A 16,419-nucleotide genomic window follows, 5' to 3' on the forward strand; every position below is an offset into this window, starting at 1 on the left:
GTGACGCTCCCAATCTTGAAATGGATTACGGCAGTCAGTAGGCATCCTGCCCTGTCCACGTCCCATCAGGCCTGTGCAGCCAGCCCGTTTGTCGTTGGTGCAGCGCCCTGCTCTATTGGCAGGATCAGTTGATCGGGCACCGTGCCGTGCCATTTTTTCGCACAGACGTAGTACAAGGCCGCTGGCAGTACCAGGCCGATGATCCAGGAGATATCCACATCACCCAGCGCGGCAACCAAAGGGCCGGTGTAGAACTTGGTGGAGATGAACGGCAACTGCACCAGCACACCGAACACATAGACGCTGATACCGAGCAGGTTCCAGCGACCGTAGCGGCCATTCGGGTCGGCCAAAGCCGGGACGTCATAGCGCTCGCGGGTGATGCAGTAGTAATCCACCAGGTTGATCGCACTCCACGGCGTAAAGAACGCCAGCAGAAACAGGATGAAAGACTTGAACGCACCGAGGAACGAGTGCTGGCCGAGCAACGCGATCAGGGTTGCAGTGCCGACAATCACCAGCACGAACACCAGACGCTGCAGGCGGGTGACCTCAAGGCGACCACGGAAGCCGCTGACGATGGTCGCAATGCACATGAAGCTGCCGTAGGAGTTCAGGGTAGAGATGGTGACCTTGCCGAACGCGATGCTGAAGTACAGCAGCGCAGCGGTGGCGCCTGTACCACTCAACCCAACGATGTAGGCGACTTCGTGACCGGCAAATTGCCCGTTGGACATGGCCGCGGCAAACACGCCAAGGACCATCGCCACCTGAGCGCCAATGACCGAACCTGCACCGGCGGCGAGAAAGGTTTTCAGCGAAGATGTCTTGCTTGGCAGGTAACGTGAATAGTCCGCCACGTAAGGGCCGAAGGCGATCTGCCAGGAGGCCGCGAGCGACACCGCCAGCAGGAAACTGCTCCAGCTGAAGTGGCGGATCTGCAAAAGCGCGCCAACGTCGGTCTGGCTCATCAAACGACTGAACAGATAGACAAAGGCAATCACGCCAATGACGCTGGCGACCCGCCCAATAAAGTGGATCACCCGGTAGCCCAGCACGGTGACCAGTACGATGACGCTGGCAAAAATCAGGATACCGACGCTGTCGCTGACCCCGAACAACTGGCCCAGCGCCTGCCCCGACAGCACGGTCCCGGTCGCGGTGAAACCGAGGTACATCAAACAGACCAGCACAATCGGGATGGCTGCACCGTAAACGCCGAACTGCACCCGGCTGGAGATCATCTGTGGCAGGCCAAGCTTTGGCCCTTGCGCCGCATGCAACGCCATGACGCCGCCGCCGATGAGTTGGCCGATCAACAGACCGATCAACGACCAGAACACATCACCGCCGAGCACCACGGCCAAGGCCCCGGTGACAATCGCGGTGATTTGCAGGTTGGCACCCATCCACAGGGTGAACTGGCTCAATAGACGACCGTGTCTTTCCGCTTCCGGGATGTAGTCGATCGAACGCCTTTCGATCAACGGTGTGGTGTCATTTGCAGCCATGTTGGTCAACCTCTGATGGATTGTTCTGGGTGTGCAGATTGCGGGTTCTACTGTGGGAGCTGGCTTGCCTGCGATGGCATCCCCTCGGTTCTGCTGAGAGACCGAGTCGCCCGCATCGCAGGCAAGCCAGCTCCCACAGGAACCAGGCCAGCCGTTATTTGATCATCGGCAGGTTCAGGCCCTGCTCCTTGGCGCAATCGATGGCGATCTGGTAACCGGCATCGGCGTGACGCATCACCCCGGTGGCCGGGTCGTTGTGCAGTACGCGGGCGATCCGCTCAGCCGCTTCATCGGTGCCGTCGCAGACGATCACCATGCCCGAGTGCTGGGAGAAGCCCATGCCCACGCCGCCGCCGTGGTGCAGCGAAACCCAGGTCGCGCCGCTCGCGGTGTTGAGCAAGGCGTTGAGCAGTGGCCAGTCGGACACGGCGTCGGAGCCGTCCTGCATGGCTTCGGTTTCGCGGTTGGGGCTTGCGACCGAGCCGGAGTCGAGGTGGTCACGGCCGATCACTACGGGTGCCGACAGCTCACCGCTGCGCACCATTTCGTTGAATGCCAGGCCGAGCTTGGCGCGTTGGCCCAGGCCAACCCAGCAGATACGTGCTGGCAGGCCCTGGAAGCTGATGCGTTCGCGCGCCATGTCCAGCCAGTTGTGCAGGTGCGCGTCGTCCGGGATCAGCTCTTTGACTTTGGCGTCGGTCTTGTAGATGTCTTGCGGGTCACCCGACAGCGCAGCCCAGCGGAACGGGCCGATGCCACGGCAGAACAGCGGGCGGATGTAGGCCGGTACGAAGCCTGGGAAGTCGAAGGCGTTTTCTACGCCTTCTTCCTGGGCCATCTGGCGGATATTGTTGCCGTAGTCGAAAGTCGGGATGCCTTGTTTCTGGAATTCCAGCATGGCTTTGACGTGCACGGCCATCGACTGCTTGGCGGCCTTGATCACGGCAGCCGGCTCGGTTTTGGCGCGGGCGCGGTATTCGTCCCAGGTCCAGCCGGCAGGCAGGTAACCATTGAGTGGGTCGTGGGCGCTGGTCTGGTCAGTGACCATGTCCGGGCGCACGCCGCGCTTGATCAGTTCCGGCAGGATTTCGGCCGCGTTGCCCAGCAAGGCGATGGAGATGGCCTTGCCTTCCTTAGTGTATTTGGCGATGCGGGCCAGGGCGTCGTCGAGGTCGGTGGCTTGCTCGTCGACATAACGGCTGGCCAGACGGAAATCGATGCTGACCTGCTGGCACTCGATGTTCAGCGAGCAAGCGCCAGCCAGGGTCGCAGCCAACGGCTGAGCGCCGCCCATGCCGCCGAGGCCGGCGGTGAGTACCCAACGGCCGGTGAGGTCGCTGTTGTAGTGCTGGCGGCCGGCTTCGACGAAGGTTTCGTAGGTGCCCTGCACGATGCCCTGGCTGCCGATGTAGATCCAGCTGCCGGCGGTCATCTGGCCGTACATGGCCAGGCCCTTGGCATCCAGTTCGTTGAAGTGTTCCCAACTGGCCCAGTGCGGCACCAGGTTGGAGTTGGCGATCAGCACGCGCGGGGCGTTGCTGTGGGTCTTGAACACGCCGACCGGCTTGCCGGATTGCACCAGCAGGGTCTCGTCGTCATTCAGGTTGGTGAGGCTCTCGACGATCTGGTCGTAGCACTCCCAGTTGCGCGCCGCACGGCCGATACCGCCGTACACCACCAACTCTTTCGGGTTCTCGGCCACTTGCGGGTCGAGGTTGTTCATCAGCATGCGCAACGGTGCTTCAGTCAGCCAGCTTTTGGCGGTGAGCTTGTTACCGCGGGCGGCACGGATTTCGACGTCACGGTATTTTGTAGGCTTAGCTTTCGAAAAATCGGTCACAGCTGGACTCCTCGGCATGGTGCGCGAACATTGATGGTGCGAAGGAGAGTCTTACGCACACATCTTTACTTGTATGTACAAGCATATGCAATCAAGCGGCCAACTTGGTGAGAGAGCGGGTGAGATTTTTTTGGGAGGTGCGTGAAAGCCTCAGAAATTAAGGCTTTGAGGCTTGGTGAATTTTCTTACAGAGGGAGTTTGCGGACGAGGACATTGTTCAGGACGGCCTGGCATCGCGCCAAGCTGGGGCGTTCGGTAACAAATTGGTGCGCGGCTGGAAACAGCTCTTATGAGCAATGAAAAGCAAATGTGGGAGCTGGCTTGCCTGCTCCCACAGTTTTTTAACCGCGTGCGGTCAGTTCGATTACGCAGCAGCGGCCGGTGACAGAAATATCCAGCAGGTCATTGTTACCGTCGATTTGCAGGCAATCGTGATGGCCGAGCTTTTCACCCAGCACCTTCACTTCATCCGCCACACTGAACACCAACACCGTGTGCGCCGTGCTGAAAAACCGCTGCACACCATCCATCCACTGCAACCGTGCGTGGTAACGCTCGGGCGAATAAATCAGGTTGAAATCGCGGATCGGCCCGGTGATCAGGCGACAGAAAACGTCGCTTTCACCGCTGAACGCAAACGGCTGCAGCGGTAACAGCCCGCGCTGTTCCTCGCCATCCACGGTCAGAACCATGCCCGCACCTTTGATCACGGTGATCACACGCTGGTAGCCGGCAAAGGTAGAAAACCCACCCGATTCGGCTATATCGGCAATCGACAAGCGCCAGCCAAAGCCATCCAGGCCAATGCCTGCGTCACGGGTGATTTCTTCGGTGCTGCCGCCGCCGTTTTTCCATGGCATGCGGATGTAGTCGGCGGCGCGCCAGACTTTCACTTCACTCATTTACTGAAACGTCCTTCCAGGCTATGACGGGAACCGGGGTGGATCAAACGCGCGGCGGTCACCGGCTGGCGGCCGGACCAGGTGCGGCGGCGAATCAACAGGCAAGGCTCGCTTGGCTCGATCTGCAACAGCTTGCACTCGGCGGCGTCGGCGAGGATGGCTTCAACCACATGCTCGCCCTCGGTCAGTGGTGCGACCTGGTTGAGGTAGGCGTACGGCGTTTGCTGGGTGAAATCCTGTTGCAAGTATTCCGGCGCGACCAGAGCGTTGACGAAGCGGTCTTCGATTTGTACGGGAATGTCGTTTTCAAAGTGCACGATCAACGAGTGAAACACGCGGCCGCCTTCGCGCATTTCCAGGGCCACAGCACGTTCGGAGCCGGCGGCCTCTTCGCCCAGGTGAATAACCTGGCAGGTATGCCGATGACCGCGGGAGGCGATCTCATCGGCAATGTTGTGCACTTCAAACAGCGCCGATTGGCTCTTGGGCTCGGCGACGAAAGTGCCAACGCCCTGCATGCGCACCAGCAACCCTTCGGCGGTGAGCTCACGCAGGGCGCGGTTGATGGTCATGCGGCTGAAGCCTAACTGGCTGACCAGTTCGCTCTCGGACGGCACGCGGTAATGGGGCGGCCAGTTGCCGTTGAGAATCTGCTGGCTGATCATCTGTTTGACGCGGGCATACAAGGGCGCCGGACTTTCGTCCATGTGGGCAGCCAGCGAAGACTTGGCGGGCGGAGTCGGCACAGGGAATCCTTGCAGGGGGAAAAGATGCATAGATTGCCGGAGTTTACCGAGCAGGCAAACGTCTGTATATGTATATACAAATAAACACACGACCGGGGTGCCTTGATCATGTCCGCTTTCTTTGCCGAACGCGCGCTGCTGCCTAATGGATGGGCCAACGATGTACGCTTTGAAGTCAGCGCCGATGGCGTGCTGACCCAGGTTGAGCCCAATGCCAGCGCAGACAACGCCGAACGGCTCAGAGGCCCGGTTTTGGCGGGCATGCCCAACCTGCACTCCCATGCGTTCCAGCGCGCCATGGCCGGGTTGGCCGAAGTGGCCGGCAACCCGAATGACAGCTTCTGGACCTGGCGCGACTTGATGTACCGCATGGTCGGCAAGATCACCCCGGAACAACTGCAGGTCATCGCCCGCCAGCTTTATATCGAGATGCTCAAGGCCGGTTACACCTCGGTGGCCGAGTTTCATTATGTGCACCACGACGTCAGCTGCCAGGCGTATGCCGATCGCACGGAGCTGTCGCGGCAGATCAGCCAGGCGGCCGCCAGCAGTGGGATTGGCCTGACATTGCTGCCAGTGCTCTACACCCATTCCGGCTTTGGTGGCCAGGCGCCGAATGAAGGCCAGCGGCGCTTTATCAACAGCACCGAAGATTACCTGGACCTGCAAGCACGCCTGAAGCCCATTCTGGCGGCGCAGCCATCGCAGCAACTGGGCCTGTGTTTCCACTCACTGCGTGCCGTCACACCCGAACAGATCAATGAGGTGCTGGCCGCCAGCGACAAGGCATGCCCGGTACACATCCACATCGCCGAGCAGCAAAAAGAAGTCGATGATTGCCTGGCCTGGAGCGGCAAACGCCCGCTGCAATGGCTGTATGACAATGTTGAAGTGGATGAACGTTGGTGCCTGGTACACGCCACCCATGCTGACGCCGATGAAGTCACGCGCATGGCCAAGAGCCGGGCAATCGCCGGCTTGTGCCTGACCACCGAAGCCAACCTGGGCGACGGGATTTTCCCGGCGGTGGATTTCCTCGCTCAAGGCGGGCGTATGGGTATCGGTTCCGACAGCCATGTGTCACTGAGCGTGGTGGAGGAGTTGCGTTGGCTCGAATATGGCCAGCGCCTGCGGGACCAGCGACGCAACCGCCTGTATCGCAGTGATCAACCGATGGTTGGCCGCACGCTGTTCGATGCTGCACTGGACGGCGGCGCCCAAGCGTTGGGGCAGCCGATTGGTCGATTGGAAGTCGGCAAGCGGGCAGATTGGATTGTGCTGGATGGCAATGACCCGTACCTGGCGACGGCGACCGAGGATGGCATCCTCAATCGCTGGCTGTTCGCCGGTGGTGATCGCCAAGTGCGCGATGTGCTGGTCAATGGCAAATGGGTGGTGCGCGATGGGCATCATGCTGGCGAAGAAGAAAGCAGCCGGGCGTTCACCCACGTTCTGAGAGACTTGCTGGGCTAACAGCCGACACAAAACAAATGTGGGAGCTCCCAATTCAAGCCAGCTCCCACATTGGATTGAGGGTGACCTCAGGTTACTGCGAGGTCTTCGCCATCTGCTTGTCCGACGTGCGGAAGATCAGTCGCGTCGTGTCATACCCTTGCTGGCGCGCCCTGCTCAGCAGGTCTTCGCGGGTGTCGGCGCTCACCGTCGGTGTGCGCGACAAGATCCACATATAACGCCGGCTCGGGCTACCGACGATGGCGGTCTTGTAATCATCACTCACGTACAGCACCCAGTAATCGCCCTTGGCGACGCCTGGCAGCAGCGCGGTGAACCAGTTATTGAATTCCACCCAGAGCTTGTCGGTCTTGCCCGGCACTTGCGGCGTGGCCGTGCCCTTGGCTTCTTCCCACTTCCACTCTGTGGTCAGGCAGCGGTTAAACACCGACATATCGCCATCCGGCAGCAGGGTGTAGCGAGCCTCGGACTGCGCGCAGTTACGCTGGAAGTACATCGGCAATCGGGCCAACTCATACCAGGTGCCCTGGTAACGCTTGAGGTTGACGTTGCTCGCGGTCTTGGGTTGCAGATCATCGCCAGAATGGCTGGCGCAGCCCGCCAAAAACAGACTGGCGCAAAGAAACAAAACAAAACGCATCATTCTTCTTCTCCCGCAGGCTCGCGCCCCGGTTTACTTCAGGCCTTGCCCGGAAAACATCAGAACTTTGTCACCGGCGTACTGCACGCTGATAAAGCTGTTTTTATCGCCCCACGTGCAACTGGACATGCCCAGCGCACCGGAACAATCGGTCGGCTTACCCAGCAACGACTCCACCTCGGCCTTGGCCATGCCAGCCGACAGCTTCGCGTAGTTTTCTTGATTGACCTTGCTGCACGCGGCTAACAGCACGCAAAAAGCCAGCAGGGAGAGACGGCGTAAAGACATGGAAAAGCTCCTGGAGAGACAAAGCAGCTGGGGTATCTGCCAGAAGCTTAGAAGGGAAAAGAGGTGTCTGGTTCCCGATGGGCAAAAACAAAAAAGCCCCGAAAACGCTGAAACGTTTCGGGGCTTCCTCTCATTCAAAACTTCAAGTCTTGAATGCTTCTGTGGCGAGGGAGCTTGCTCCCGTTCGGGTGCGCAGCGCCCGCAAGCTTTTTGGGGCCGCTTCGCAGCCCAACGGGAGCATGCTCCCTCGCCACAGAGGTTTACTTCTTGTGATAAGCCGTCACACGCTCAACTTCTTCCTTCGAGCCCAGGAACACTGCCACACGCTGGTGCAGGCCTTCCGGCTGGATGTCGAGGATGCGCTGGTGGCCGTCAGTGGACGCGCCGCCTGCTTGCTCAACCAGGAACGACATCGGGTTGGCTTCGTACATCAAGCGCAGCTTGCCCGGTTTGGAAGGTTCGCGGCTGTCACGTGGGTACATGAACAGGCCACCACGGGTCAGGATGCGGTGTACGTCGGCAACCATCGCAGCGACCCAGCGCATGTTGAAGTTCTTCTTCAACGGGCCTTCTTCGCCGGCCATCAACTCGCCCACGTAGCGGGTCACAGGCTCTTCCCAGTGACGCTGGTTGGACATGTTGATCGCAAATTCCTGGGTGGAAGCAGGAATGGTGATGTCTTCGTGGGTCAGTACGAAGCTGCCCATTTCGCGGTCCAGGGTAAAGCCTTTGACGCCGTCACCCAGGGTCAACACCAGCATGGTCTGCGGGCCGTAGATGGCGTAACCGGCAGCAACCTGTTCGGTGCCTGGCTGCAGGAAAGCCTTTTCGTTCAGGGCTTCGTTCTGGCTCAGGTATTCGTTAGGGCAGCGCAGTACCGAGAAGATAGTGCCGACCGGTGCGTTGATGTCGATGTTGGACGAGCCGTCGAGTGGGTCGAACACCAGCAGGTACGCGCCTTTCGGGTATTTGCCCGGGATCTGGTAGGCATTGTCCATTTCTTCGGACGCCATGCCGGCCAGGTGGCCACCCCATTCGTTGGCTTCGAGCAGGATTTCGTTGGAAATCACGTCGAGCTTCTTCTGCACTTCGCCTTGGACGTTTTCAGTGCCCATGCTGCCCAGAACACCACCCAGTGCGCCTTTGGACACGGCGTGGCTGATTTCCTTGCAAGCACGCGCCACCACTTCGATAAGGAAGCGCAGATCGGCAGGCGTGTTGTTGCTGCGGGTCTGCTCGATCAAATAGCGACTCAGGGTAACGCGGGACATGGAAGGCTCCGGAAAATGGGGGGCTTAAAAACCCGCGCAGTTTAACGCGAGTCGAGGGTTATTTCCTCTAATCAGAGGATTTAACCCCAATAGAGTTCACGGCTTGGCCGCCGGTGCACGCAACAAACTGTAGGCCATCGCCCCTAGCGCCGCTACACCCAACAGGAGCACGGCCCACAGGCCGAGTTTCTTCCAGTCGGTGCCCGCTTCGGGTGAAACGGCAATCGCAGGCGATTTGACCGTCACGTCGCCTGTGACCGTGGCCTGCCCCAAGGTCTTGATACGCTCGGCGCTGTAGTCGGGAATCAGCGTCGACAGCGGCAAGTTAGCGGCCTTTACCGACGGGTTGCCCAACGCCAGGGTAAACGGCGGCTCGCCCCGCGCCAGGAACACCAACTGCGTGGCGCGCACAGCAAAACGCAATGCCGGCGCTTCCACGCCCAGGCCGCCGCCGCGCTCGTCCACCCGCAACTTGAGTTCGCCCACGGCCACGCCTGGCAATTGCAATTCATCCTGCACCACGTCCTGGCCGTTCTGGGCCAGGCGATACAACAAGCCATTGCTCAAAGGCTGCCAGGCTTGATTGGCTTCCCGCCGCCCCGCCAACGTCACGGGCGCCAGCGTGTTGGGCTGCTTGAGCTCGACGCGCAAGCGCTCCACATGCAGCCCCGTCGGCAACTGCCAGCTGTATTCACCCGCCTTGAGCCGCGTACCCGCCAACGGCTGCGACCACACCAAGGGCATTGGCAGGCTGCTGCTGGTGGCGCTCACAAGCTTGGCCGAGGTCAGCGTCGGCGCGGCCTGGCCTTGCCACAGCAGACGCAGGTAACGCGCCGATTGCCCCGGCAGGCTCACGTCATGTTGCTCAACCCGCTCATCGGCAAACGATAGGCGCGCCACCTGGCCATCGCCCCAGGGTTCCCAGTGCTGCAGGTCATCGCTGGCTTCAATGCTGAAACGCTGGAAGCCATCCTGTTCGCGACTCCAGTCCAGGCTCAGTTGCTGCAGCGGCGCCTTGATCGCGCTGGCGTCCAGTACCCAGCCACGCAGCACCTGTTTGCCGGCCTTGGACGGGCGCACTTCCAGCAGCGTGCCTTCGGCGGTGGATTTCATCACCACGTCCGGCACACTTTGGCGGGTGTCGGCGGCGTACAACGGGAACCACTTCACGTCGGCCACCGTGCGGCTTTCGGTGCGTTGCGCTGATTGGCGCGACAACGCGTAAGCCTGGGGCTCGCCGGCGGCGTTGAACACGCGCACATCACCAAGATCTGCCTGGCGCGCGCTCAATTGCACCGACAGCGGCAACTCCAGGCGATACCAAGGCCCGTTGCCACTTACCGCCAACGGCACCTGTGTGGTGAAGTCGGCGGGCGTTTCTTGCGCCCACGCCGACAACGTCGAACACATGCCCAACGCGATCACGCTCAACTTACCGATCAAGAGGATGCTCCTTCAGTTTCCAACACCGGCTCGGCGCGTTTGGGCGGCAGCGGTGCGAAGTAACCCACCACCAGCAACAGCCCGCCCACACCAATAAACGATACGATCCGCGCCAGCCCGCCACGGTTGCTCAGCTCGACAAAGAACAGCTTGGCGACCACCACCGCAATCAACGCCGCGCCGATCAGCCACACTTCGCGACGATGGCGCAGGTGGCCGCCGATCATCAGGCCCAGGGCGATCAGGGTCCAGACCAGCGACAGGCCAGCCTGCACCCACATGGACGCCAGCAAGGTATCCAGTTGGAACGGCACGCCCGCCCAATGGTGGGCGGTGCGCATCACCAAGGCCGTGAAGAAGGCAAACAGCGAAGCACCTGCGACACCTTGGGCGATCAGTTCAGCACGCGGCCCGCGCTGCGGCGCCACGCTGCGCGACCACAGGTAAATACCCAGCAATGCGAACAGCAGGCCCACGTCCAACGGGTTGAGCAATGGCACGTACGGCAGTGGTTTCGCCGTGCCGTCGCTGAAGATGTTCGCCAACCAGAACCAACCGAGCATCAATACCGCCAGCGGCAACGCGGCCAGCACACGGTATTCACGCGGGTTTGCCGACACCGGCCACGGCCAACTGCGCGGTGCCGCCGCCAGCACCAGGTACAGGCTTGGCAGAATCGCCCAACCCAGCCAACGCCAGGCGTTGTACTCACTCGACAGCAGCAACAGGCCGTAACGCAGCTCCAGCGCCAACACACCGATCAACATCCAGCAGCCGAACACATGAGCGATGCTCAATACCTTGCCCGGCACCACCGCCGCCAAACGGCGCAGCGCGATAAAATGCACCACAAACACCGCCAACCACGCCAGCCAGCCGTAATGCGCTGCCGGGTGGTAGTAATCATGGGCAGACACCAGCAACACCACGCCCGCCGCCGGCATCAGCAAGGCGCACAGCATGCCCAGAGATGCCCAGCGTAAACGTGCGGCCAACAGCGCCCAGATCGCCACGCTCAGCGCCGCGATGCCGAGCAGAAATGCGCCTTGCAGCGCTTGCGGGATAAACCGCAGCACTTCGCCGATCAACGCCAATGCCCACCAGGCCGCGCCCCACACCAACAGCAGGTCGGACAGGCGTTGCAATTTCAACACGTCAAACACCGGCGCCTGCGACTCACGTTGCAAGCGCCAGGCGCCCACCATTGCCGCCAGGCCCAGCACCATCGGCGTCCAGAAAGCGCTGTGCGCCAAGGGGCGCAAGCCCTCGCTGTTCAACGGCCCGAGCAACTGCGGCACCGCCAACAGGAACGAGGCACCACCGATCAGTTGCAGCAGCAAACCAAACACGAAACTCACGCGTTGTTGCAGGTACAGGCTCAACCAGATGATCAGCAAGCCACTGGCCGCCCACACGCCGCTGGCGCTTTCCCATGGCAGCACAAACAGCACCGCAAGGTTGATCAGCACCAGACCCGCGAGCAGCACCACCGACAAGCCACGCAGCAGCCGCACATCGCTGCGCACCATGTCATCGCGCGCCGCCATCAGCATGCCGCCGACCAACGCCAGGCCGATCAGCGAGGCGGTCAACAAGCCGGTCCAACCGGCACTGAATACCGCGGCCCCATCACCGCCCTGCAAGCGCAGGAGGAACAACACCCCACCGAGCAATTGCACAGCAAAGGCAGTGAACAGGAAGGTGCGCGAGCCAATGCGCAGGCCGACAAACAGCGTCAGCAGCCCGGCGATTGCCCAACTGATGGCGGTGCCTTGGGTCAGCAACAACAAGGGTGCAAGCAGGTACAAAAAGGTCAATCCCAGGCTCGCCAGCACGGGCAGGCCGTTGCGCTCCCATTGCGCCGCTTGTTCGGTCGATGCCTTGCGCAACTGATCGAAGCTGAACAACAGGGCCGCGCCCAGCAACAGCGCGCCCAGTGGCGCACCGTCGAGCAAGGTCAACTCGCCAACGCGCAGTTCGCTGAGGAACGCCAGCGCTGACCCCAACTGTAACAACAGGCCAAACGCACGAGCCAACGGCCGCTGCTGACGCAAGCCGAGCCAGAAGATCCCGGCGCCCTCCACCGCCCAGGCCGCTGCCGTCCAGCGCGCGTCGAGGCCCAGCGGAATCGCCAGGCTGGCAAAGATCACGCCCAGCGCCAGGCAAGTTTCGGCCAGCAGCAAGGCGCGCCCGCCACTCAGCATCCGCGCCAAGCCCATGTAGATAAGGCCTAAACCGAGTGCACTGAAGGCGGCGGCAAACTCCAGGTGCTGCACCACGGCGAACTGCAAGCCAAAGCCTACCAACGGCGGGCCGAACAGCATGCTGCCATCAACATAATCACCCTTGGCCGCCGACCAGCGCAGCAGTGCCTCACGGCCTTCAGGCGCATCGCCCACTTCTTGCAGCTTGCGGCGGGCGAACAACAGGCCGATGGCCAGGTACATCAGGAAAAACAGGATCAGGAACGGCTCGGTGCTCCACAGCAGTTCCGGTGTGTAGGAGCGCATGCCCCAGGCGAAGCCTATGCCGAAGGTGCCGACAAACCCGATCAGGTTGAGCAGACGCCAGGCCTTGAACCACGCGATGGCCAGAATGCCGGCGTTGAGCAATGCAAAGTAACTGAACAGCGCCACATGATTACCGGCGCCGGTTGAGGTCAGAATCGGCGCGGCAAACCCACCCAGCGCCGCTGCGCAGGCCAGGCCGAGGGCATCCTGGGTGATCGCCAGGATTGCCGAGAACACCGTGACCGCCACCAGCAGGCCGAGTGCCGCGCCTGGGTCGATCAACGGGTGCAGGCGCATCGCAGCAAACACCGTCAGGTACAACACGGCAATCCCGGTACCCTGCAGCATCAGCCCGTAATTGCTGTTGCGCAGCCGTAACCACCAACCCAGGCCCAGCAGGCCGATGGCGGCAGCGGCAACCCCGGCGTAACGCAGTTCAATCGGCACCACCACGCCTTCGGTGGCATAACGCAGCAAGAAGGCCAGGCCAAGGAACAGCAGCACCACGCCAACGCGCAGCACGGTGTTGCCGCCGAACAGCCAATTGCGGGCGCCGCCGATGGCGCGCTCGATCAGGTTGGGGCCGCGGGGGATGGCAGGTTCTTTCGGTTTTGGTGCTGGGGTCCAGACGTCCTCCGGCAGTGGCTGGCTCGCCTCGGCCATCACGGCGACGGGCGCCAGTTCGGTGGGCAGCTCCCAAACAAGTTCGGGCTTGGCAACGGCAGGTGCAGGTTCAGGGATGGGGGCTTCGACAATCACGCTGTTTGTAGGCGCGGGCACTTCCAGTTGCCGCAGGCGCTCACCCAGGGCTATCAATGCCTTCTGCGTGGTCTCTAACTGAAGCGCTTGCTGGTCTGCCTGGGCGGACAGCCTCGACAGGCGAATCGCCTGACCAATGCCCAAGCCCAATAGCGCACCGAAGCCGGCATCGGTGAACGACTCATCGAGTGTCCAGCCGAGCACCAGGCCAATCAGCATGAAAATCCATTGCATGGTCGATATCCCTAAGCAGCCCGAGGCGGGCAAACCGAGGCCTAGTATATCGACGCAAAGCTAATGTGGGAGCGGGCTTGCCCGCGATTGCGGTGTATCAGTCGACATATTTGCCAACTGACACTGCGCCATCGCGGGCAAGCCCGCTCCCACATGGGTTTTTGCGGTGTTTAGTCGAGGGCTTTCCAGATCTCGGTGGCGTATTCGCGGATGGTGCGGTCCGAGCTGAACCAGCCCATGCGCGCCGTATTGAGCACAGCCGAACGCCACCAGGCCTTGGAATCGTGCCAATGCGCTTCGACCCGCGCCTGGGCGTCCCAGTAGGCGTCAAAGTCGGCGCACACCAGGAAACGGTCGTAGTCGATCAACCCGTCGATCAAGCCCACATAGCGGCCCGGATCATCCGGCGAGAACACCCCGCCACGGATCGCTTGCAACACATCGTTGAGACGATGGGAGGCTGCCACATCCGGCCCGGCGTGGAATTCACCGGCGTGCTTGCGGGCTTCCACTTGTTCGGCGCTGAGGCCGAAGATAAACATATGCTCGGCGCCCACGCGCTCGTGCATCTCCACGTTGGCGCCGTCCATGGTGCCGATGGTCAGCGCGCCATTGAGGCCGAACTTCATGTTGCTGGTGCCAGAGGCTTCAAAACCGGCCGTGGAAATCTGCTCGGACAAGTCCGCCGCCGGGATGATGCTTTCCGCCAGGCTGACGTTGTAGTTGGGCAGGAACACCACCTTGAGCAAGCCGCGCACGGTCGGGTCGTTGTTCACGGTGCGGGCGATGTCGTTGGTCAGCTTGATGATCAACTTGGCCTGGTGATAGCTGGCCGCCGCCTTGCCCGCGAAGATTTTCACGCGCGGCACCCAATCGGTGCCTGGCTCGGCGCGGATTGCCTGGTACAAGGCCACGGTGTGCAGCAGGTTGAGCAGTTGGCGTTTGTATTCGTGGATCCGCTTGACCTGCACGTCGAACATCGCCGCCGGGTTCACCGAAATGCCCAGGCGCTCGTGGATGATCTCGGCCAGTGCCCTCTTGCTGTGCAGGCGCTGTTCGGCGAAGGCTTTGCGGAACACCTGCTTCTCGGCGAAGGTCTCCAGCTCCGTCAGGCGGGTTTCCATGGTGTCGAGGATGTCCGGCCCCAGAGCCTCCACCAGCATCTCGGTGAGCTTGGGGTTGGCCTGGTACAGCCAGCGGCGGAAGGTGATGCCGTTGGTTTTGTTGTTGATGCGCTCCGGGTACAGCTTGTGCAGTTCGGAGAACACGGTGCTGCGCATCAGTTGGGTGTGCAAACCGGACACACCGTTAACGCTATGGGAGCCAAGGAACGCCAGGTTACCCATGCGCACGCGGCGGCCGTTGTCTTCTTCGATCAGCGACACGGCACGCAATACGTCGAAATCGTGGATGCCCTTGGCGCGCAGCGAGTCGATGTGCTGGGCGTTGATCAGATAGATGATCTGCATATGCCGAGGCAGCATGCGTTCCATCAAACCGACAGGCCAGGTTTCCAACGCCTCGGGCAACAAGGTGTGGTTGGTGTAGGAAAGGGTTTCGACGGTGACATCCCACGCGGCTTCCCACGGAATGTCATGCAGGTCCACCAGTTGGCGCATCAATTCAGCCACGGCGATGGACGGGTGGGTGTCGTTGAGCTGGATCGCGGCGTGTTCACCCAGGCTGAGTACCGAGCCGTGCATGTTCTTGTGGCGGCGTAGCAGGTCTTGCAGCGAGGCCGAAACAAAGAAGTATTCCTGGCGCAGACGCAATTCCTGCCCCGCTTCGGTGCTGTCGGCCGGGTAAAGCACTCGGGAGATGCTTTCGGCGCGAGCCACTTCGGCGACGGCGCCCAAGTGGTCACCGGCGTTGAAGCGCTCCAGGTGCAGGTCTTCTACCGCTCGGGCACGCCACAGGCGCAAGGTGTTGACGCTGGCGCCGCGCCAGCCGACTACCGGCGTGTCGTACGCCACCGCGCGAACTGTTTCGTTGGGCGTCCACACCTGGATCATCTTGCCGGAGGCATCCGCCAGGGTTTCGACGCTGCCACCAAAGCCGATCGGGTAAATCACCTCGGCCCGTTCGAACTCCCACGGGTTGCCGAAATCCAGCCAGCGTTCGGTCTGTTCCTGCTGCCAGCCGTCGACAATCGCCTGGCGAAACAGGCCGTGTTCATAGCGGATGCCATAGCCGTGGCCGGCAATGCCCAGGGTCGACATGCTTTCCATAAAGCACGCGGCCAGGCGGCCCAGGCCACCGTTGCCGAGCGCCGCGTCGGGCTCCAGCAGGCGGATGCGCTCCAGGTCCACACCCAGTTCGGACAGGGCTTCGCGGGCAATCTCCAACACGCCGAGGTTGCTCAGGCTGTCGTAGAGCAAACGGCCGATCAGGAACTCCAGCGAGAGGTAATACACCCGCTTCTGGCCTTTGCGGTAGATGCGCCGCGTGTGGTTCATCCAGTGGTCGACCATCTGGTCGCGGGCGGCCAGGGCGATGGCTTCAAACCAGTCGTGGTCGAAGGCGTGATCCGGGTCCTTGCCCACCGCGTAGGTAAGTTTGGTCAAGACAGCATCGCGGAATGCGGCTACCTCTGCTTCTCGTGCAAGCGGTTCCTGAGACATCGGTGCGACCTCGGGCGAGATTGAAGGAGTTGCTAGAGCCTAGTCGGTCTGACAGACGGTAGACGTGCTGGTTCGGCAGTTTTTTAACTCATTCACCATTGCTGGAAATTGATGCAGGGGCCGTGCCTGCTTTTCTCCCCTGCACCGTTGGAGATGAAATCTGCAAAATATTGTTCAAAAA

The 16,419-nt window shown here is 61.4% G+C and carries 11 protein-coding genes; 1 reads left to right on the forward strand and 10 read right to left on the reverse strand.

The window, feature by feature from the left end; translation table 11 throughout:
• Positions 1–65: 65 nt before the first annotated feature.
• From AOA62_RS19740 to hutC, 4 genes are all read right to left on the reverse strand, one after another.
• The gene (locus tag AOA62_RS19740; RefSeq protein ID WP_099549490.1) at positions 66–1,511 is read right to left on the reverse strand and encodes a cytosine permease; all 1,446 of its coding nucleotides are present in this window, start codon (positions 1,509–1,511) and stop codon (positions 66–68) included.
• Positions 1,512–1,665: 154 nt separating this feature from the next.
• Positions 1,666–3,351: a urocanate hydratase gene (gene hutU / locus AOA62_RS19745; RefSeq protein ID WP_017138616.1), complete on the reverse strand. Its 1,686-nt coding sequence runs from the start codon at positions 3,349–3,351 to the stop codon at positions 1,666–1,668.
• A 341-nt stretch (positions 3,352–3,692) separates the two neighbouring features.
• A complete protein-coding gene (locus tag AOA62_RS19750) occupies positions 3,693–4,253 on the reverse strand; it encodes a HutD family protein (protein ID WP_099549491.1) in 561 nt (186 codons plus the stop codon).
• Complete coding sequence (gene hutC, locus AOA62_RS19755; protein ID WP_017738808.1) at positions 4,250–4,960, reverse strand: histidine utilization repressor; 711 nt, start codon at positions 4,958–4,960, stop codon at positions 4,250–4,252. The genes AOA62_RS19750 and hutC overlap by 4 nt, the downstream gene beginning before the upstream one ends.
• Positions 4,961–5,107: 147 nt before the next feature.
• Here hutC and AOA62_RS19760 point away from each other — a divergent pair, with 147 nt between their 5' ends.
• Positions 5,108–6,472, forward strand: coding sequence for a formimidoylglutamate deiminase (locus tag AOA62_RS19760; RefSeq protein WP_099549492.1), 1,365 nt, complete (start codon positions 5,108–5,110; stop codon positions 6,470–6,472).
• A 73-nt stretch (positions 6,473–6,545) separates the two neighbouring features.
• On the opposite strand, the gene AOA62_RS19765 is transcribed toward AOA62_RS19760, so the two are convergent.
• The 6 genes from AOA62_RS19765 to AOA62_RS19790 form a co-directional block, all read right to left on the reverse strand.
• Complete coding sequence (locus AOA62_RS19765; RefSeq protein ID WP_017138620.1) at positions 6,546–7,115, reverse strand: lipocalin family protein; 570 nt, start codon at positions 7,113–7,115, stop codon at positions 6,546–6,548.
• 30 nt (positions 7,116–7,145) lie between these two features.
• The gene (locus tag AOA62_RS19770) at positions 7,146–7,400 is read right to left on the reverse strand and encodes a hypothetical protein (RefSeq protein ID WP_017138621.1); all 255 of its coding nucleotides are present in this window, start codon (positions 7,398–7,400) and stop codon (positions 7,146–7,148) included.
• 260 nt (positions 7,401–7,660) lie between these two features.
• Positions 7,661–8,671 carry a class 1 fructose-bisphosphatase gene (locus AOA62_RS19775; RefSeq protein WP_003237460.1) on the reverse strand — a complete coding sequence of 337 codons (1,011 nt, stop codon included), beginning with the start codon at positions 8,669–8,671 and terminating at the stop codon, positions 7,661–7,663.
• A 96-nt stretch (positions 8,672–8,767) separates the two neighbouring features.
• On the reverse strand, positions 8,768–10,111 hold the full coding sequence (locus AOA62_RS19780) for a DUF3999 domain-containing protein (RefSeq protein WP_099549591.1): 1,344 nt from the start codon (positions 10,109–10,111) through the stop codon (positions 8,768–8,770).
• A complete protein-coding gene (locus AOA62_RS19785; protein WP_099549493.1) occupies positions 10,111–13,617 on the reverse strand; it encodes a DUF2339 domain-containing protein in 3,507 nt (1,168 codons plus the stop codon). The genes AOA62_RS19780 and AOA62_RS19785 overlap by 1 nt, the downstream gene beginning before the upstream one ends.
• 170 nt (positions 13,618–13,787) lie before the next feature.
• Positions 13,788–16,238, reverse strand: a complete 2,451-nt coding sequence (locus AOA62_RS19790) for a glycogen/starch/alpha-glucan phosphorylase (protein WP_017138624.1) — start codon at positions 16,236–16,238, stop codon at positions 13,788–13,790.
• Between the last annotated feature and the right edge of the window lie 181 nt (positions 16,239–16,419).

Source organism: Pseudomonas sp. 2995-3 (assembly GCF_002742565.1).
Taxonomy (GTDB): Bacteria; Pseudomonadota; Gammaproteobacteria; order Pseudomonadales; family Pseudomonadaceae; genus Aquipseudomonas; species Aquipseudomonas edaphica.

Excerpts from the sequence above, each read along its gene's own strand:
- AOA62_RS19750 (WP_099549491.1), bottom strand. The coding sequence starts at position 4,253 with ATGAGTGAAGTGAAAGTCTGGCGCGCCGCCGACTACATCCGCATGCCA.
- AOA62_RS19775 (WP_003237460.1), bottom strand. The coding sequence starts at position 8,671 with ATGTCCCGCGTTACCCTGAGTCGCTATTTGATCGAGCAGACCCGCAGC.
- AOA62_RS19765 (WP_017138620.1), bottom strand. The coding sequence starts at position 7,115 with ATGATGCGTTTTGTTTTGTTTCTTTGCGCCAGTCTGTTTTTGGCGGGC.
- AOA62_RS19760 (WP_099549492.1), top strand. The coding sequence starts at position 5,108 with ATGTCCGCTTTCTTTGCCGAACGCGCGCTGCTGCCTAATGGATGGGCC.
- AOA62_RS19790 (WP_017138624.1), bottom strand. The coding sequence starts at position 16,238 with ATGTCTCAGGAACCGCTTGCACGAGAAGCAGAGGTAGCCGCATTCCGC.
- AOA62_RS19740 (WP_099549490.1), bottom strand. The coding sequence starts at position 1,511 with ATGGCTGCAAATGACACCACACCGTTGATCGAAAGGCGTTCGATCGAC.
- AOA62_RS19770 (WP_017138621.1), bottom strand. The coding sequence starts at position 7,400 with ATGTCTTTACGCCGTCTCTCCCTGCTGGCTTTTTGCGTGCTGTTAGCC.
- hutC (WP_017738808.1), bottom strand. The coding sequence starts at position 4,960 with ATGGACGAAAGTCCGGCGCCCTTGTATGCCCGCGTCAAACAGATGATC.
- AOA62_RS19785 (WP_099549493.1), bottom strand. The coding sequence starts at position 13,617 with ATGCAATGGATTTTCATGCTGATTGGCCTGGTGCTCGGCTGGACACTC.